Annotated in this window: 16 protein-coding genes; 13 read left to right on the top strand and 3 right to left on the bottom strand. The window is 74.8% G+C overall.

All coding sequences use genetic code 11. The annotated features are described in order from the left end of the window. The first annotated feature begins 13 nt into the window (after positions 1-13). From EBO35_RS18685 to EBO35_RS18635, 12 genes are all read left to right on the top strand, one after another. On the top strand, positions 14-610 hold the full coding sequence (locus EBO35_RS18685) for a PadR family transcriptional regulator (protein ID WP_122819064.1): 597 nt from the start codon (positions 14-16) through the stop codon (positions 608-610). After that, positions 607-753 carry a hypothetical protein gene (locus EBO35_RS19650; RefSeq protein WP_164478047.1) on the top strand — a complete coding sequence of 49 codons (147 nt, stop codon included), beginning with the start codon at positions 607-609 and terminating at the stop codon, positions 751-753. The genes EBO35_RS18685 and EBO35_RS19650 overlap by 4 nt, the downstream gene beginning before the upstream one ends. Then, on the top strand, positions 750-1,469 hold the full coding sequence (locus EBO35_RS18680) for an ABC transporter ATP-binding protein (protein ID WP_122819063.1): 720 nt from the start codon (positions 750-752) through the stop codon (positions 1,467-1,469). The genes EBO35_RS19650 and EBO35_RS18680 overlap by 4 nt, the downstream gene beginning before the upstream one ends. Continuing rightward, complete coding sequence (locus EBO35_RS18675; protein WP_122819062.1) at positions 1,466-4,147, top strand: ABC transporter permease; 2,682 nt, start codon at positions 1,466-1,468, stop codon at positions 4,145-4,147. Before EBO35_RS18680 ends, EBO35_RS18675 begins: the two co-directional genes overlap by 4 nt. Positions 4,148-4,320: 173 nt before the next feature. Further along, on the top strand, positions 4,321-4,953 hold the full coding sequence (locus EBO35_RS18670) for a TetR/AcrR family transcriptional regulator (RefSeq protein ID WP_122819061.1): 633 nt from the start codon (positions 4,321-4,323) through the stop codon (positions 4,951-4,953). After that, complete coding sequence (locus EBO35_RS18665; protein ID WP_122819060.1) at positions 4,950-5,747, top strand: TIGR03084 family metal-binding protein; 798 nt, start codon at positions 4,950-4,952, stop codon at positions 5,745-5,747. Before EBO35_RS18670 ends, EBO35_RS18665 begins: the two co-directional genes overlap by 4 nt. Continuing rightward, positions 5,744-7,495, top strand: a complete 1,752-nt coding sequence (locus tag EBO35_RS18660; RefSeq protein WP_206422614.1) for an acyclic terpene utilization AtuA family protein — start codon at positions 5,744-5,746, stop codon at positions 7,493-7,495. The genes EBO35_RS18665 and EBO35_RS18660 overlap by 4 nt, the downstream gene beginning before the upstream one ends. Further along, entirely contained in the window at positions 7,492-8,655 is a 1,164-nt protein-coding gene (locus tag EBO35_RS18655) for an acyl-CoA dehydrogenase family protein (protein ID WP_241153775.1), read from the top strand. Before EBO35_RS18660 ends, EBO35_RS18655 begins: the two co-directional genes overlap by 4 nt. Then, the gene (locus EBO35_RS18650) at positions 8,652-10,253 is read left to right on the top strand and encodes an acyl-CoA carboxylase subunit beta (protein ID WP_122819059.1); all 1,602 of its coding nucleotides are present in this window, start codon (positions 8,652-8,654) and stop codon (positions 10,251-10,253) included. The genes EBO35_RS18655 and EBO35_RS18650 overlap by 4 nt, the downstream gene beginning before the upstream one ends. An 8-nt stretch (positions 10,254-10,261) precedes the next feature. Beyond that, a complete protein-coding gene (locus EBO35_RS18645; protein WP_122819058.1) occupies positions 10,262-12,226 on the top strand; it encodes an acetyl/propionyl/methylcrotonyl-CoA carboxylase subunit alpha in 1,965 nt (654 codons plus the stop codon). Beyond that, positions 12,223-13,410 carry an acyl-CoA dehydrogenase family protein gene (locus tag EBO35_RS18640; RefSeq protein ID WP_122819057.1) on the top strand — a complete coding sequence of 396 codons (1,188 nt, stop codon included), beginning with the start codon at positions 12,223-12,225 and terminating at the stop codon, positions 13,408-13,410. The genes EBO35_RS18645 and EBO35_RS18640 overlap by 4 nt, the downstream gene beginning before the upstream one ends. A 71-nt stretch (positions 13,411-13,481) precedes the next feature. Next, entirely contained in the window at positions 13,482-14,498 is a 1,017-nt protein-coding gene (locus tag EBO35_RS18635; protein ID WP_122819056.1) for a YihY/virulence factor BrkB family protein, read from the top strand. 19 nt (positions 14,499-14,517) lie between these two features. Here EBO35_RS18635 and EBO35_RS18630 read toward each other — a convergent pair whose 3' ends face one another. Next, entirely contained in the window at positions 14,518-15,075 is a 558-nt protein-coding gene (locus tag EBO35_RS18630) for a protein-L-isoaspartate O-methyltransferase family protein (RefSeq protein WP_122819055.1), read from the bottom strand. A gap of 51 nt (positions 15,076-15,126) precedes the next feature. Between EBO35_RS18630 and EBO35_RS18625 the strand changes: the two genes are divergently transcribed. Next, positions 15,127-15,519, top strand: a complete 393-nt coding sequence (locus tag EBO35_RS18625) for a PLD nuclease N-terminal domain-containing protein (protein ID WP_122819054.1) — start codon at positions 15,127-15,129, stop codon at positions 15,517-15,519. A 21-nt stretch (positions 15,520-15,540) separates the two neighbouring features. On the opposite strand, the gene EBO35_RS18620 is transcribed toward EBO35_RS18625, so the two are convergent. Then, positions 15,541-16,350 carry an anti-sigma factor gene (locus EBO35_RS18620; RefSeq protein WP_122819053.1) on the bottom strand — a complete coding sequence of 270 codons (810 nt, stop codon included), beginning with the start codon at positions 16,348-16,350 and terminating at the stop codon, positions 15,541-15,543. Further along, the gene (sigK, locus tag EBO35_RS18615; protein WP_263457640.1) at positions 16,347-16,952 is read right to left on the bottom strand and encodes an ECF RNA polymerase sigma factor SigK; all 606 of its coding nucleotides are present in this window, start codon (positions 16,950-16,952) and stop codon (positions 16,347-16,349) included. Before sigK ends, EBO35_RS18620 begins: the two co-directional genes overlap by 4 nt. Positions 16,953-17,138: the final 186 nt, after the last annotated feature.

Below are 17,138 nucleotides of genomic sequence, written 5' to 3'. Positions count from 1 at the left end.
GAAGGTGGCCGCGATGTCCGTCAAGCACGCACTGCTGGCACTGCTGGAGCAGGGGCCGATGTACGGCTACCAGCTCCGCGCCGAGTTCGAGCAGCGCACCGGGTCGACCTGGCCGCTCAACGTCGGGCAGGTGTACACGACCCTGACCCGGCTCGAGCGCGACGGGCTGGTGGCCGCCGCCGGCGCCGACGAGGGTGGTCACGTCCACTACGCGCTGACCGAGACCGGGCGCGAACAGGCTCGCAGCTGGTTCACCACGCCGGTCAGCCGCAGCCAGCCCCCGCGCGACGAGCTGGCGATCAAGCTGGCGCTGGCCGTCACCGTCCCGGGGGTCGACGTCGCCGCGGTGATCCAGCAGCAGCGGGTCGCCACGATGGGCGCCCTGCAGGACTACACCCGGCTCAAGCGGCAGGTGCCCGCCACGGATCCGCTCGCGCCGTCGGACCTGGCCTGGAGCCTGGTCCTGGACTCGCTGGTCTTCGCCGCCGAGGCCGAGATCCGCTGGCTGGACCACACCGAGGCCAGGCTGCGCCGGGCCGCGCTCGACCGCCCGGCCGGTACGCCGGAGCCGGCGCCCGCCCCGCGTCCGTCCGGGGACGTGGCGCGATGAGCGAGCGGCTGGGACCGGAGGCCGTGACCGCGCTGCGCCGCGCCGAGCGCCGCTGGCTGGACCAGGCGCGCGACCGGCTGCGCGAGCGGCCCGCGCGCCAGGAGACCGAAATGGTCGAGCGGGACGAGGAGACCGGTCGATGAGCGTGCTCACCCTGGAGGGGCTGACCCGGATCCACGGCGCCGGCGCCGCGGAGGTGCATGCGCTGCGCGGGATCTCGCTGACCGTCGGCCCCGGCGAGCTGGTCGCGGTGATGGGCCCCTCGGGGTCGGGCAAGTCGACGCTGCTCACGCTGGCTGGCGGTCTGGACGAGCCGACCACCGGCACCGTCCGGGTCGAGGGGGTCGACCTGGCCGGGCTGGACGGCACGCAACGGGCCCGGCTGCGGCGTACCTCGATCGGCTACGTCTTCCAGGACTTCAACCTCATCCCGGCGCTGACCGCCGCCGAGAACGTCGCCCTGCCCCGCGAGCTGGACGGCGTACGCCGCCGGGCGGCGCGGACCGCGGCGCTCCAGGCCCTGGCCGAGGTCGGCATCGAGCACCTGGCCGACCGGTTCCCCGACGACATGTCGGGAGGCCAGCAGCAGCGGGTCGCCATCGCCCGCGCCCTGGTCGGCGAGCGGCGCCTGATGCTCGCCGACGAGCCGACCGGCGCCCTGGACAGCGAGTCCGGCGAGGAGATCCTGCGGCTGCTCCGCTCGCGCTGCGACGGGGGCGCCGCCGGGGTGATGGTGACCCACGAGGCCCGGCACGCGGCCTGGGCGGACCGGGTGGTCTTCCTGCGCGACGGCGTGGTCGTCGACGAGAGCGGCAACGCCTCGGTGGAGGGGCTGCTCGGCCCCAGGCACGTCCAGTGACGCGCGCACGGGTCGGCCGCCTCCGCGTCTGGCTCGGGGGCTGGCGGGTCGCGGTCCGGCTCGCGGGCCGGGAGGCGTGGCGCGCCAAGCGGCGTACCGCCCTGATGCTGGTGCTGATCACGCTCCCGGTGCTCGCGGTGACCACGGCCGCGGTCGTGGTCCGCACGGCCGACGTCTCGACGCTCGAGGGGATCGACCGCCGGCTCGGCTCCGCCGACGCCGAGATCCGGGTGGAGGACGGTGTCGGCCAGGTCGAGCAGGCAGTCGACCCCGACGAGACGAGCGGCTGGTCCGACGACGTGCGCGAGGGCCGGGCGACCCTCGCGGAGGTGCACGCCGCCCTCGGCAGGGACGTGCCCGCCCTGGAGACGAGGTACGACGAGGTCCTGGTGTCGGTGCCGGACGGGCCCGTCACCGTCGGCGCCCACGAGCTCGACGGCACGGACCCGCTCGCCGAGGGACTGTTCGACCTGACGTCGGGCCGCTGGGCGAGCTCGGCCGACGAGGTCGTGGTCACCGAGCCGCTGACCGAGCACGGGATCGACCTCGGGGACCAGCTGAGCGTGCTCGGACCCGACCAGGAGGAGCTCCTCGCCCCGACCGTGGTCGGGATCGCCCGGGATCCGTCGAGCCGGACCTGGGAGCAGGCGATCGGGCTCCCCGGGACGCTCGCCGCCGCCGCGAAGGACAGGGGTACGCCGGAGCGCACCACCACCTGGCTGGTCGGTGGCGGTCCGGTCACCTGGGAGGAGGTCCGCATCCTGAACGCCCTCGGCGCCTTCGTGCTCTCCCGCGCCGTGGTCGAGGACCCGCCGCCCGAGGCGGAGGACTACGGGTACGCGGACGACGACGCGCTCGCGGCGATCGTCGGCCTGATCGTGGCGATGATCCTGATCGAGGTGGTGCTGCTGGCCGGCCCGGCGTTCGCCGTCGGGGCGCGCCGCCAGGCCCGCACGATCGCCCTGGTCGCCGCCGCCGGGGGCACTCCGGCGCAGGCGCGGCGCGTCGTCCTGGGGACCGCCGTGGTCGTCGGCGGGCTCTCCGCCGTCGTCGGACTGCTCGCCGGCCTCGGCCTCGGCGCGGTCCTGGTGCCGGTCGCCCAGCACTGGTCGGGGGAGTGGTTCGGCCCGTTCGACCCGCCGTGGGCCTGGCTGCTGGGGATCGCCGGCTTCGCGCTCGTGGCCGCCCTGCTGGCTGCCGCGGTCCCGGCGTGGACCGCGTCGCGCCAGGACGTGGTCGCCGTCCTCGGCGGTCGCCGCGGGGAGGGACCGCCCTCCCTGCGCTCGCCGCTCCTCGGCCTGGTCCTGCTCGGCCTCGGGATCGCCGGCGCCGCGGCCGGCAGCCGTCCCGGCGGCGAGATCCGGGTGACGGCCGCCGCGATCCTGGCGGTGCTCGGGATGGTGCTGCTGGTGCCGGTGGTGGTCGCGACCGTGGCCCGCCTGGGCCGCGGCCTCCCCCTCCCGCTGCGGTACGCCGTGCGTGACGCCGCCCGGCACCGCAGCCGCACCGTGCCCGCGGTGGCCGCGGTGGCCGCGACCGTCTGCGGGGTGGTCGCGCTCGGTATCGCCACGGCTAGCGACGAGGCCGAGAGCGCCGCGACCCACGTCTCCACGCTGAGGCACGGTGCGGCGCTGGCCACGGTCCCCGACCCGGACACCGGCTACGCCGACCCCGCAGCCGACTGGGCGGCGCTGCGCGCCAGCGTCGCCGAGCAGCTGCCCGACGCGGACCTCGAAGAGATCCGCGGGGTGGTCGAGCCCGACAGCGAGAGCCTCGAGCTGGCGGTCCGTACCCCGGCCGGGGCTGCGCAGCGCGATGAGTGGGGGGCGGCGCTCGGGGCCGGCATCGTGGTCGGGGACCGGCTGCCCTCGGCGCTGACCGGGATCTCCGAGGGCGACCGGGTGCGCGCGGACCGGGCCCTGGCCGCGGGCGGGGCGGTCGGCTTCAGCCACGTCCCGGTGCCGGGGGACCGCGGCCATGTCGAGCTGGAGCGGACGTCGTACGACGCTGTGGACGAGCGTGACCTCGAGCGCCGGCGGATCGAGGCTCCGGTGGCCGTGGTCGATCTCGCGCCCGACGTGCTCGCGATGTCCGCCGTCCTCTCTCCGCAGGCCGCCGCCGAGCTCGACCTGCCGGTCGCCACGGTGGGCCTGGCCATCCGCGGCCCGGTGTCCCGGACCGCCGAGCGCGAGCTGAAGGCGGCCCTGGCCGCCGTGGCCCCGCACAGCCAGGTCGAGGTCGAGCGGGGCTACCAGCGCCCGGCTTTCGCCAGCCTGGTGCAGGTGGCGCTGGGTGCCCTGGGCGCGGTGCTGATGCTGGCCGGGACGGTCACCGCCACCTCGCTCGCGCTCTCCGACGCGCGGGCGGACCTGGCGACCCTCTCCGCGGTCGGTGCCGCGCCCCGGCTGCGGCGCGCCGTTGCGGCGTCGTACGCGTTGGTGATCGGGCTGGTGGGGTCGGTGCTCGGCGCGGTGGTCGGGTTCGTGCCCGGGTGGGCGGTCACCTATCCGCTCACCGGGTCCGGGTGGCGGCCGGACGGCGCCGGCCTGCCCGACCACTTCGTCGACATCCCCTGGTTGCTCATCGGCTCGGTAGTCGTCGGCCTGCCGCTGCTGACCGCGGCCCTGGTCGGCCTGACGGTCCGCAGCCGGCTGCCCCTGGCGGCGCGGATCGACTGACGGGCCCCGGGCCCATCCGCAACTCCCGACTCGGCGTACAGAACCCCCGACTCGACGGGCGGGAGTCCCGACTCGACCGGCGAAACCCCCGACTCGACGGGCGGGAGTCCCGATTCAACCGGTAGAAAAAAGCAGGCTTGACTGTTTGTTGGGGGGCGGGGCATGCTTCAGCCGTGACCGGCACCACATCCCCGACTCGGGTTCCGCAGGAGGAGCGGTCGCGGGCCATGCGCGCCCGGCTGCTGGAGGCGACCGTGGAGCTGCTCGTCGAGCGCGGCTTCGCCGGGACCTCGACCACGCTGGTCTCCGAGCGCGCCGGGGTCAGCCGCGGGGCTCAGCTGCACCACTTCCCGAGCAAGAACGCACTGGTCGTCGCCGCCGTGGAGCACGTCGCCGAGGTGCGCGCCGCCGAGCTGAGCGCCGCGGCCGAGCGGCTGCCGACGGGGGAGCGGCGCACCCGGGCGGTGCTTCAGATGCTCGCCGACCACTTCACCTCGCCGGTCTTCACCGCGGCCCTCGAGCTGTGGGTCGCCGCCCGCACCGACCCGGCGCTGCTGGCCGCCGTGGCGCCGCTGGAGCAGCGCGTCGGCCGCGAGATCCACCACCTGACCGTCGAGCTGCTCGGCGCCGACGAGTCCCGCGACGGGTCGCGCGAGCTCGTGCAGGCCACCCTCGACCTGGTCCGCGGCCTCGGCCTGGCCCAGACCATCACCGACGACACCCGCCGACGGGCCCGGATCCTCGACCAGTGGGCCCGCACCCTCGACGCCGCGCTCGCCCCGGCGCCGACGAAGGAGAGCGCATGACCCTGCTCGACGACCTGCTCGCCGACCTGACCGCCGAGGGCGACACCCTGTGGAGCGCGGTGGCCGGCCTCGACGCCGACGGCTGGGCGACGCCGACGCCCGCCGAGGGCTGGACCGTGGCCACCCAGATCGCGCACCTGCTGTGGACCGACGAGGTCGCCATGCTCGCGGCGGGCAGCCTGACCCCGGAGGGGAAGGCGGCCTGGGACGAGAAGGTGCTGGAGGCCATCGCCGACCCCGAGGGGTACGTCGACGCCAGCGCCCACCAGATCGCCGCGCTCGAGCCGCCGGCGCTGCTGGCCCGCTGGGGCGCCGCGCGCGACGGGCTGCGGGCGGCGCTGCTGGACTTCCCCGACGACGAGCGGATGCCGTGGTTCGGGCCGCCGATGTCGCCGGCCTCGATGGCGACCGCCCGCTTCATGGAGACCTGGGCGCACGCGCTCGACGTGCACGAGGCGCTGGGGACCGGGACCGCACCGACCGACCGGATCCGCCACGTCGCCCACCTCGGCGTCCGGACCCGCGACTACGCGTTCCGCAACCGGGGCCTGGACGCCCCGGCCGCGGAGTTCCGGATCCAGCTGACCGCGCCGTCCGGCGAGACCTGGGCGTGGGGTCCCGAGGACGCCGCGCAGTCGGTCACCGGGTCGGCGTACGACTTCTGCCGGCTGGTCACCCAGCGGGTGCACCGCGACGACACCGACCTGGTGGCGCTCGGCGCCGACGCCGAGCAGTGGCTCACGATCGCCCAGGCCTTCGCCGGCCCGGCCGGCCCGGGGCGGGACCGCCGATGAGCGCGCCGGACGACGTGCTGCGGATCGGCAACTGCTCGGGCTTCTACGGCGACCGGGCCGCCGCGATGCGGGAGATGCTCGAGGGCGGCCCGCTCGACGTGCTGACCGGCGACTACCTCGCCGAGCTCACGATGCTGATCCTGGGCCGGGACACGATGAAGGACCCGTCCCTGGGCTACGCCCGCAGCCACCTGCGCCAGCTCGAGGACTGCCTGGGCCTGGCGCTGGAGCGGGGGGTCCGCATCGTCAGCAACGCCGGCGGGCTCAACCCGGCCGGGCTGGCCGACCGGGTCCGCGAAGTGGCCCGCGGGCTCGGCCTGGACCCGCAGGTCGCCCACGTCGAGGGCGACGACCTGCGCGCGCAGGCCGCCGAGCTCGGCTTCGGAGGCGCGCTCACCGCCAACGCCTATCTCGGCGGCTTCGGCATCGCCGCCGCCCTGACCCGCGGCGCCGACATCGTCGTCACCGGCCGGGTCACCGACGCCTCCCTGGTCGTCGGACCCGCCGCCGCCCGCTTCGGCTGGACGCCCACGTCGTACGACGAGCTGGCGGGCGCCGTCGTGGCCGGCCACGTGCTGGAGTGCGGCACCCAGGCGACCGGCGGGAACTTCTCCGGGTTCCGCGAGCTGCTCGCCGACGGCCGGGACCCCGCGCTGCCGCTCGGCTTCCCGCTCGCCGAGATCGCCGCGGACGGCTCCAGCGTCATCACCAAGCACGCCGGGACCGGCGGCGCGGTCACCGTCGACACCGTCACCGCGCAGCTGGTCTACGAGATCCAGTCCACCCGCTACCTCAACCCCGACGTCGCCACCCACCTGGAGACGGTCCGCCTCGAGCAGGCCGGCCCGGACCGGGTCGCGGTCACCGGCGTCCGCGGCGGCCCGCCGCCGGAGCAGCTCAAGGTCTGCGTCAACGAGCTCGGCGGCTTCCGCAACACCGTGGAGTTCGTGCTCACCGGCCTCGACGTCGACGCCAAGGCCGACTGGGTGCGCGCCCAGCTCTCCCCGCGGCTCACGGCCGCCGAGGTCAGCTGGACCGGCGGCCAGACCGCGCAGCCCGGCGCGGAGACCGAGGAGGGCGCCGCCACGCTGCTGCGCTGCACGGTGATGGACCCCCGGCCCGACCCCTGTGGCCGGGCGTTCACCGCCGCCGCCGTCGAGCTCGGCCTCGGCTCCTACCCCGGCTTCACGCTGACCGCGCCCCCCGGCCCGGCCACGCCGTACGGCGTCTACCGGGCGGCGTACGTCGACCGCGCGGCCGTCACCCACACGGTCGTCCACGCGGACGGCACCCGCGAGGTGGTCGCCGATCCGACCGAGTTCGGCCCCGCCGGGACCGACCCGGAGGTGCGCGACGCGGGCCGGCGGCCCTCGCCGTACCCCGCTCCGCCGGACACGCTGACCCGCCGGGTGCCGCTGGGCTCGTTCGTGCACGCCCGCTCCGGCGACAAGGGCGGCGACGCCAACCTCGGCCTGTGGGTGGCCAACGACGGCTCGCCCCTGCACGCCCAACGGGTCTCGTGGCTCGCGAAGCTGCTCAGCCCGCGCAAGGTGCGCGAGCTGGTCCCCGAGGCGGCCGACCTCGACCTCGACGTCTACGTGCTGCCGAACCTCGGCGCCGTGAACGTCGTGATCCGCGGGCTCCTGGGCCAGGGCGTCGCCGCCTCGACGCGGTTCGACCCCCAGGCCAAGGCGCTCGGCGAGTGGGTGCGGTCCCGTCCCGTCCATGTCCAGGAGGACCTGCTGTGAGCGTCACCGACGAGGCCCGAGAGGCCCGCAGCGCGCTGCGGGAGACCGCCGCGGAGTTCACCCGCCGCGAGGTGGCGCCGCACCTGCAGGCGTGGGAGGACGCCGGCTCGATCCCGCGCGAGCTGCACCGCGCGGCGGCCCGCCAGGGCCTGCTCGGGGTCTCCTTCCCCGAGGACGTCGGCGGCGAGGGCGGCGACCTGCTGGACACCATCGCCCTCCAGGAGGGCATGTTCGGCGCGGGCGCCTCCAGCGGCCTGATGGCCGGCCTGTTCACCAACGGCATCGCGCTGCCGCACATCGCCGCCCACGGGTCGCCGGACCTCGTGGAGCGCTACGTGCGGCCCACGCTGGCCGGGGAGAGGATCGGGTCCCTGGCGATCACCGAGCCCGGCGGCGGGTCGGACGTCGGCAACCTGCGCACGACCGCTGAGCTGGTCACGGGGGACGGGGAGCCCTATTACCTCGTCAACGGGGCCAAGACCTTCATCACCTCCGGGGCCCGCGCCGACTTCGTGACCACCGCCGTGCGCACCGGCGGCGCCGGGTCCGGCGGCGTGAGCCTCCTGGTGGTCGACACCGACACGCCCGGCTTCACCGTCGACCGGTCGCTGGCGAAGATGGGCTGGCACTGCTCCGACACCGCCGAGCTGTCCTACGTCGACGTGCGGGTCCCGGCCGGGAACCTGGTCGGCGAGGAGGACGCCGGCTTCTGGTACATCGCCGAGCAGTTCGTCGTGGAGCGGATGGCTCTGGCGGTGCACGGCTACGGCATCGCCGCCCGCTCCCTGGAGCTGGCAGCCGCCTACTGCCGCGAGCGCACCACGTTCGGGGAGCCGCTGATCCGGCGCCAGGTGGTGCGCCACAAGCTCGTCGAGATGCACCGCCGGGTGGAGGCCGCCCGCGCCTACACCCACGCCGTCGCGGCCCGGCACGTCGCCGGGGAGCAGGTGATCGCGGAGGCCTGCCTGGCCAAGCAGACCGCCTGCGAGGCCGCGACGTACGTCTGTGACCAGGCCGTCCAGCTGCACGGCGGGACGGGATACATGCACGGGACCGAGGTGGAGCGGCACTACCGCGACGCCCGGCTCCTGCCGATCGGAGGAGGAGCGACCGAGGTGCTCACCGACCTTGCCGCCAAGCTGCTGGGGTACACGAAATGACGGCCATCGACAGCGAGGCCGGGACCGAGGGGGACCGCCGCGAGCACCTGCTCGCCAAGCTCGCCGACCTCGACGAGCAGCACGCGAAGGCCGTCGCCGGCGGCGGGGAGAAGTACGTCGCCCGCCACCACGAGCGCGGCAAGCTGCTGCCCCGCGAGCGGATCGAGCTGCTCATCGACGAGGGCTCGGCGTTCCTCGAGCTCAGCCCGCTGGCCGGCTGGGGCTCGGACTTCACAGTCGGCGCCAGCGTGGTGACCGGCATCGGCGTGGTCGAGGGCGTGGAGTGCATGATCACCGCCAACGACCCGACCGTGAAGGGTGGCGCCTCCAACCCCTGGACGCTGCGCAAGACCTTCCGGGCCGCGCAGATCGCCGAGGAGAACGGGCTGCCCAGCATCAGCCTGGTCGAGTCCGCCGGAGCCGACCTGCCGACCCAGAAGGAGATCTTCATCCCGGGCGGCAAGGTCTTCCGGGACCTGACCCGGGCCAGCGCCCGCCGGCAGCCCACGATCGCGCTGGTCTTCGGCAACGCGACCGCCGGCGGCGCCTACGTGCCGGGGCTCTCCGACTACACGGTGATGGTCAAGGAGCAGGCCAAGGTGTTCCTGGCCGGGCCGCCGCTGGTGAAGATGGCCACCGGCGAGGACACCGACGACGAGACCCTCGGCGGCGCCGAGATGCACGCCCGGACCTCCGGGCTGGCCGACTACCTCGCCGAGGACGAGCGCGACGCGATCCGGATCGGCCGGCGCATCGTCGCCCGGCTGAACTGGCGCAAGGCCTCCCCCGAGCCCACGGCGTACGCCGAGCCGGCGTACGACCCGGACACGCTGCTGGACCTGATCCCGGCCGACCTCAAGGAGCCTTTCGACCCGCGCGAGGTGATCGCCCGGATCGTGGACGGGCCGAGCGCCGGCAACGAGGTGGCCTTCGACGAGTTCAAGCCGCTCTACGGCGCGTCGCTGGTCACCGGCTGGGCGCGGCTGCACGGCCGGCCGATCGGGATCCTCGCCAACGCCCAGGGCGTGCTGTTCAGCGAGGAGGCCCAGAAGGCCACCCAGTTCATCCAGCTCGCCAACTCCAGCGACACCCCGCTGCTGTTCCTGCACAACACCACCGGCTACATGGTCGGCGCGGAGTACGAGCAGGGCGGGATCATCAAGCACGGCGCCGCGATGATCAACGCGGTCTCCAACTCGACGGTGCCGCACCTCTCGGTGCTGATCGGGGCCTCCTACGGCGCCGGCAACTACGGGATGAACGGTCGCGCCTACGACCCGCGCTTCCTGTTCACCTGGCCCAACGCCAAGTCCGCGGTGATGGGGCCCGCCCAGCTCGCCGGGGTGCTCTCGATCGTCTCGCGCGCCGCCGCCGAGGCGAAGGGCAAGCCGTTCGACGAGGAGGCCGACGCGGGGATGCGGGCCTTCGTGGAGCAGATGGTCGAGGAGCAGAGCCTGCCCTACGTCCTGTCCGGGATGCTCTACGACGACGGCGTCATCGACCCCCGCGACACCCGCACCGTCCTGGGCATCTGCCTGTCCGTCATCGACACCGCACCGGTCGCCGGCACCGACCGCTTCGGCGTCTTCCGAATGTGAGGCCAGAAGTGATCACCCGACTCCTCGTGGCCAACCGGGGCGAGATCGCCCGCCGCGTGTTCACCACCTGCCGCCGACTCGGCGTCGAGACCGTGGCCGTGCACTCCGACGCCGACGCGGGCCTGCCGTTCGTCGCGGAGGCCGACCACGCGGTCCGGCTGCCGGGCAGCACCCCGGCCGAGACCTACCTGCGGGCCGACCTGGTCGTCGAGGCCGCCCGCCGGGCCGGCGCCGACGCTGTCCACCCCGGCTACGGCTTCCTCTCCGAGAACGCCGACTTCGCCCGCGCGGTCCTGGCCGCCGGCCTGACCTGGGTCGGGCCGGACCCCGCCTCGATCGAGTCGATGGGCTCCAAGATCGAGTCCAAGAAGCTGATGGAGGCCGCCGGCGTGCCGGTCCTCGCCGACCTCGGCACCGGGGCCACCGAGGCCGACCTGCCGCTGCTGGTGAAGGCCTCCGCGGGCGGTGGCGGCCGCGGGATGCGGGTGGTCCGCACGCTGGCCGACCTGCCCGGCGAGGTGGAGAAGGCCGCCGCGGAGGCGGCCTCGGCGTTCGGCGACGGCACCGTCTTCGTCGAGCCGTACGTCGAGCACGGCCGCCACGTCGAGGTCCAGGTCGTCGGCGACCGGCACGGCACGGTCGCGGTGTACGGCGAGCGCGACTGCTCGATCCAGCGCCGCCACCAGAAGGTGGTCGAGGAGACCCCGGCCCCGGGCCTGGCCGAGGAGACCCGCGCGGCGCTGCACGAGGCCGCGCGCCGGGCCGCCGCCGCGATCGACTACGTCGGCGCCGGCACCGTGGAGTTCCTCCTCGACGCGGGCGACCCCACCCGGTTCTGGTTCCTGGAGATGAACACCCGCCTCCAGGTCGAGCACCCGGTCACCGAGGCAGTCTTCGGGGTCGACCTGGTCGAGCAGCAGCTCGCCGTCGCCGAGGGCCACCCGGTCCTCGCACCGGCCGAGGGGCCGCGTGGGCACGCCGTCGAGGTCCGGCTCTACGCCGAGGACCCGGCCGCCGACTGGCAGCCGCAGAGCGGCACCCTGGTCACCTTCGAGGTCCCCGACGTCGTCGCCGAGTTCACCGGCCCGTCCGAGCCCGGCATCCGCCTGGACACCGGCTTCGTCACCGGTAGCGAGGTCGGCACCCACTACGACGCGATGCTCGCCAAGGTCATCGCCTGGGCGCCGACCCGGGAGCAGGCGCTGCGCCGGCTCGCCGGGGCGCTGTCCCGGGCCCGGGTCCACGGTCCGAGGACCAACCGCGACCTGCTCGTGGAGGTGCTGCGGCACCCGGTCTTCGCCGCCGGCGAGGTCAGCACCGACTTCCTCGACGTCCAGGAGCTGGCCAGCCGGTCCGCCGGGGCCGACCCCGCGGCCCTGGCCGCGCCGGCCGCCGCCGCGGCGGTCGCGCTGGCCGAGCACGACCGCCTGGCCCGCACCGTGCAGCGGCGGATCCCGGTGGCGTGGCGCAACGTGGTCAGCCAGCCGCAGTCGACGTCGTTCGCCGTCGACGGCCTGTCCGAGCCGCTCGAGGTGCGCTGGTACGGCGGCCGCGACGGCTACCGGATCGCGGCCGGCCCGGCGGTCCTGGCTGCGGCGCCCGACCGGGTCACGCTCGAGGCCGACGGGGTCGCCACGACGTACGACGTGCTGCTCGACGGCGCGCTCGCCCACGTCGACTCGCCGCGCGGCCACGTGCGGCTGAGCCGGGTGCCGCGGTTCACCGACCCGGCCGCGCAGGTCGCGACCGGGTCCCTGCTCGCGCCGATGCCCGGCAGCGTCGTGGGCGTGCTGGTCGAGGCCGGCGCCCGGGTCACCGCCGGCCAGCCGGTGCTGGTGCTGGAGGCCATGAAGATGCAGCACACCGTCGCCGCGCCGTACGACGGCGTGGTCAGCGAGCTCCCCGTGTCCGTGGGAGACCAGGTGGCGGCCGGTGCGGTCCTCGCCGTCGTCGAGGAGGAGGAGCAGGGATGAGCACGTTCACCGAGTCCGAGGAGCGCCAGGAGCTGCGCCGCCAGGTCGCGAAGCTGGCCGGCAAGTACGGCCGCGACTACTTCACCGCGCAGGCCCGCAGCGGGGGCAAGACCACCGACCTGTGGCTGGAGATCGGCCGCACCGGCTACCTCGGCATCAACATCCCCGAGGAGTACGGCGGCGGGGGCGGCGGCATCGGGGACATCGCGGCGGTCTGCGAGGAGCTCGCCGCCCAGGGCTGCCCGCTGCTGCTGATGGTGGTCAGCCCCGCGATCTGCGGCACGGTGATCGGCCGGTTCGGCACCGAGGAGCAGAAGCGGCGCTGGCTGCCCGGCATCGCCGACGGCACCGGCACCATGGCCTTCGCGATCACCGAGCCCGACGCCGGGTCCAACTCCCACCGGATCTCGACCACCGCGCGCCGCGACCCGGACTCGCCGGATGGCGGCTGGCTGCTGTCCGGCCGCAAGGTCTACATCTCCGGGGTCGACGAGGCCGACCACGTGCTGGTCGTGGCCCGCACCGAGGACCGCTCCACCGAGGACGGCGGGACCGGCCGGCTCAAGCCGTGCCTGTTCGTGGTGCCGACCGACGCTCTGGGCTTCGAGGCCCAGGAGATCGCGATGGAGATCGTCTCCCCGGAGAAGCAGTTCACTGTCTTCCTCGACGACGTCCGGCTCCCGGCCGACGCGCTCGTCGGCGACGAGGACGCCGGGCTGGTGCAGCTCTTCGCGGGCCTGAACCCCGAGCGGATCATGGCCGCCTCGTTCGCCACCGGGCTCGCGCGGCACGCGTTGGACCGGGCCACTGCATACGCCAAGGAGCGGGTCGTGTGGAAGGCGCCGATCGGGGCCCACCAGGCAGTCGCCCATCCGCTGGCGGAGTCGCACATCGAGGTCGAGATGGCCCGGCTGATGACCCAGAAGGCGGCGGCGCTGTGCGACGCCGGCGACGATGTCGGCGCCGGCGAGGCCGCGAACATGGCGAAGTACGCCGCCGGCGAGGCGTGCGTGCGCGCAGTCGACCGGGCGGTGCAGGTCCACGGCGGCAACGGCGCCACCCAGGAGTACGGCGTCGCCGGCCTGCTGGTGGCCTCCCGAGTCACCCGGATCGCCCCGGTGAGCCGGGAGATGATCCTCAACTACGTGGCCATGCACTCGCTGGGGCTGCCCAAGTCCTACTGAGGCGAGCCAGTCGGGGCGCCGCGCCGGGCCGCGCGGCGCTTCGGCCAGCCCGCCCCGGTACCGTGGCCCCCGTGGGTCGAGTCGTCGATGCCGTCGATCGCGGCCAGCAGCGCACGTCGGTCCTCGGGTTTCCGATCGCTGTCATCTACAAGTACTCCGATGACCAGGGCAACTACCTGGCCGCGATCATCACGTACTACGCGTTCATCGCGATCTTCCCGCTGCTGCTGCTGGGCTCCTCGATCCTCGGCTTCGTGCTGCAGGGCAACGACAGCCTGCGCGAGTCGGTGCTCGACTCCGCGCTGAGCCAGTTCCCGATCATCGGCGACCAGCTCGGCCGCCCCGAGGGGCTCCAGGGCTCGGCCGCCGGGCTGGTGGTCGGCTCGCTGGTGGCGCTCTACGGTGCCCTCGGCCTGGGCACCGCGATCCAGAACGCGCTGAACACCGCCTGGGCGGTGCCGCGCAACAAGCGCCCCAACCCGGTGCTGCTGCGGCTGCGCAGCCTGATGCTGCTCGCCACCGCCGGCGTGGCCCTGCTCGCGATCTCGCTGGCCTCGGCGCTGAGCCAGGCCACTGTCTTCGGGGAGCAGATCGCGTCCTACCGCTGGCCGATCGTGCTGCTCACGGTCGCGGTGATGACAGCGGTGCTCTCGCTGCTGATGCAGCTCGGCGTGGCCGGCACCCACCAGCTGCGCCACGCCTGGCCGGGTGCCCTGGTGATCGCGGTGCTGTGGCAGACGCTGCAGGTCATCGGCACGGCGTACGTCACCGGGATCCTCGCCGAGACCAGCGAGATGAACCAGACCTTCGCGCTGGTCCTCGGCCTGATCGGGCTGCTGTGGATCGCGGCGGTGATGGGGATGATCGGCATCGAGGTGAACGTCGTGCTGTCTCGGCGGCTGTGGCCGCGGGCCCTGATGGCGGCGTTCTCCGACAAGTCGCCGCTCACCGACGCCGACCGGCGCGCGTACACCAGCTACGCCCGCGCCCAGCGGCACAAGCGGGCCCAGGACATCAAGGTCACCTTCGACCAGTCCTCGCCGCTGACCGAGCCGATGCGGCTGCCGTTCGACGACCCGGAGGACTGAGCCGCGACGTCGGCCCGGCTCAGCGGAGCGGGACGAAGCGGTAGGCCCCGTGCTCGCTGATGCGCGGTCCGCCCGGGCCGCTGCGGACCCGCACCATCGTGCCCTGCACCGGGACCACGAGGATCCCGCCCGGGCCCAGCTGCGCGACCAGGTCCGCGGGCAGCTCCCGGGCCATCGCGGAGACCAGGATCCGGTCGTACGGCGCCCGGCGCGGGTCGCCGAGGGTGCCCTCGGCCGCCGGCTGGATGCTCGCCCACGGGCGACCGGCCCGGCTCAGGTTGAGGGTCCCGAACGCGACCAGCGCCGGCTCGATCTCGGTGCCGACCACGCTCCCGGCGGCCCCGGTGAGGTGGGCCAGCAGCGCGGTGGTCCATCCGGAGCCGGCGCCCACGTCGAGCACGCGGTCGCCGGGACGGACCGCCAGCAGCCGCAGCATCGCCGCCACCGTGCGCGGCTGGGAGTTGGTCATGCCCAGCCCGATCTCGACCGGCACGTCCTCGCCGGCGCGGTGGCGCTGCGTCGCGGGCAGGAAGTCCGCTCGCGGCGTGGCCTGGAACGCGGCCCGCACCCGGTCCATGCTTCGATGAAAGCACGCCCACGCCGCGGCGGCATGGTCCACAATCCGGCCATGATCCGGTTCCTGCCCGCCGTGCTGGTCTTCGTGCTGTGGGTCTTCTGCGTCGTCGACGTGATCGGCACTCCCGAGCGGCGGGTCCGGCACCTGCCGAAGGTCGCCTGGATCATCCTCGTGCTGTTCTTCCCGCTGGTCGGGTCGCTGGCCTGGCTGGTGGTCGGCCGGTCCGGCCGGGAGCGGCCGCTCACCCGCGAGCAGGGCGCGGCCCCCGGGTTCCCGGAGTACGAGCGCCCCGGCCGGGCCGCGGCCGCCGACCCCGAGAAGGACGCGGAGTTCCTGCGCCAGGTCCGCGAGCGGGCCGAGGAGCAGCGGCGCCGCTACGAGGCCGAGCGGCGCCGCCGCGAGGAGGCGGAGACCGACCCGGAGCCGGAGGCCGACGCCGGCTGACGCACGGCGTACTCGTCGAGCTCAGGCCTTGTCGAACTCGATGACTGTCAGCGGGGCGGTGGTGGGGGCGGGGGAGCCGCCGGCGGGCTCGATCGTGATCCCGAAGCCGTCCGCGGAGGCCGGGTCGCCCTCGAGCTCCACGACGTTGTTCGGCCCCTTGGGCATCAGCCCGGCCGGGACCATCCGCTCGTCGTGCTGCAGCCACAGCTCGTAGACCCGGCCCTCTGCGGGGTCGGCCATGTCCTCGGTCACGACCACCGCCTGGTTCAGGGACGTCGAGCGGATCAGCGTCGCGACCGACCCGTCGGGGAACTCCTGGCTCCACGCCTGGGCGTCGGGGGCGTTGCGCACCCGCTCGGCGGCGGACGGCACCTGGACGGTCCCGTCCTCCTCCCACGGCTGGGTGACCCCGAGCCCGATGCCGCACGCGGCGATCACCGCCGCGGCGGCGGCCAGGGACGGGAGCCACCGGCGGCGTGCGCGCCGACGCAGGGGCACGACCGGCCCCGCGGGGGGCGGGGCATCGGGCCCGGACTCGGGCCCGGTCGTGGGCTGCGGCGGAGCGGTGGGCGCCGGCGGGCCGCTGACGGGAGGCTCGGTCGCCGGTGGCAGCGGTCGCACGGTCGCGATGCCGGCCAGCACCGCGTCGCGCAGGCCGGGGGCGGGCGTGGTGGCAGTGGTCTCGGCGAGCAGGGCCGCGGCCTCGCGCAGGCTCTCGACCTCGGCGCGGCAGGCCTCGCACTCGGCGAGGTGGCGCTCGAACAGGGCACGCTCCGCGTCGTCGACAGCGTCGACGGCGTAGGCGCCAGACAGGGCGTGGACGTCGCTCATCGCGGGCCTCCTACTCCCATCGTGTCTCGCAACCGGATCAGGCCGTCCCTGATCCGGGTCTTCGCCGTGCCCACCGGCAGGTCGAGCATCCCCGCGACCTCGGTGTGGGTGTAGCCCCCGAAGTACGCCAGCTCCAGCGCCTCGCGCTGGACCGGGGTGAGGCTCTGCAGCGCGCCGCGCACCCGGCGGGCCTCCATCGACGCCTGGGCCGCCTCGGCGGTCGCGTCGTGGTCCACCGACTGGTTCTGCAGGTGGTACGTCGTGTCCCGGCGGGTCGCCGCCTCGGCGGCCCGGACCCGGTCCACGGCCCGGCGGTGCACGATCGTCAGCATCCACGCCAACGCGCTGCCCCGGGCCGGGTCGAACCGGGCGGCCGTCCGCCAGATCTCCAGGAACGCCTCCTGGGCGACCTCCTCGGCCTGGGCCGGGTCACGCACGACCCGCACCGCCAGGCCGACTACCCGGGAGGACGTGGCGTCGTACAGATCGGCGAACGCCCCCTGGTCGCCACGCGCGGCGAGCCGCAGCATGCCCCCGAGGTCGGGGGCCGCCGGCGGACCTCCGGAGGAGGGGACGCCGGCCAGTGGCCGGTTCAGTTCCACGGCAGTGATCCTTGCGGGTCAGGTGACGCGAGCTGGGACGGGAGCGGGGACACGCGACGGGACAGCTCCATGGTGCGCCCTCTCCTCGACGTGGCCCAAGACTGGGCGGTGACATGAGGAGTTCGGCCCCGCGCCGCAGACGGATTGGTCCTGGTGCGCAGGGGTCCAGACCGGGCGGCGCGACGC

This window comes from Nocardioides pantholopis (assembly GCF_003710085.1).
Classification (GTDB): domain Bacteria; phylum Actinomycetota; class Actinomycetes; order Propionibacteriales; family Nocardioidaceae; genus Nocardioides; species Nocardioides pantholopis.
Note: the sequence above shows the minus strand (reverse complement) of the source record. Positions and strands in the feature narration are given on the sequence as shown.

Coding starts and splice junctions, on each gene's coding strand:
- EBO35_RS18685 (WP_122819064.1), top strand. CDS start 14: ATGTCCGTCAAGCACGCACTGCTGGCACTGCTGGAGCAGGGGCCGATG.
- EBO35_RS19650 (WP_164478047.1), top strand. CDS start 607: ATGAGCGAGCGGCTGGGACCGGAGGCCGTGACCGCGCTGCGCCGCGCC.
- EBO35_RS18680 (WP_122819063.1), top strand. CDS start 750: ATGAGCGTGCTCACCCTGGAGGGGCTGACCCGGATCCACGGCGCCGGC.
- EBO35_RS18665 (WP_122819060.1), top strand. CDS start 4,950: ATGACCCTGCTCGACGACCTGCTCGCCGACCTGACCGCCGAGGGCGAC.
- EBO35_RS18660 (WP_206422614.1), top strand. CDS start 5,744: ATGAGCGCGCCGGACGACGTGCTGCGGATCGGCAACTGCTCGGGCTTC.
- EBO35_RS18650 (WP_122819059.1), top strand. CDS start 8,652: ATGACGGCCATCGACAGCGAGGCCGGGACCGAGGGGGACCGCCGCGAG.
- EBO35_RS18640 (WP_122819057.1), top strand. CDS start 12,223: ATGAGCACGTTCACCGAGTCCGAGGAGCGCCAGGAGCTGCGCCGCCAG.
- EBO35_RS18630 (WP_122819055.1), bottom strand. CDS start 15,075: ATGGACCGGGTGCGGGCCGCGTTCCAGGCCACGCCGCGAGCGGACTTC.
- EBO35_RS18625 (WP_122819054.1), top strand. CDS start 15,127: ATGATCCGGTTCCTGCCCGCCGTGCTGGTCTTCGTGCTGTGGGTCTTC.
- EBO35_RS18620 (WP_122819053.1), bottom strand. CDS start 16,350: ATGAGCGACGTCCACGCCCTGTCTGGCGCCTACGCCGTCGACGCTGTC.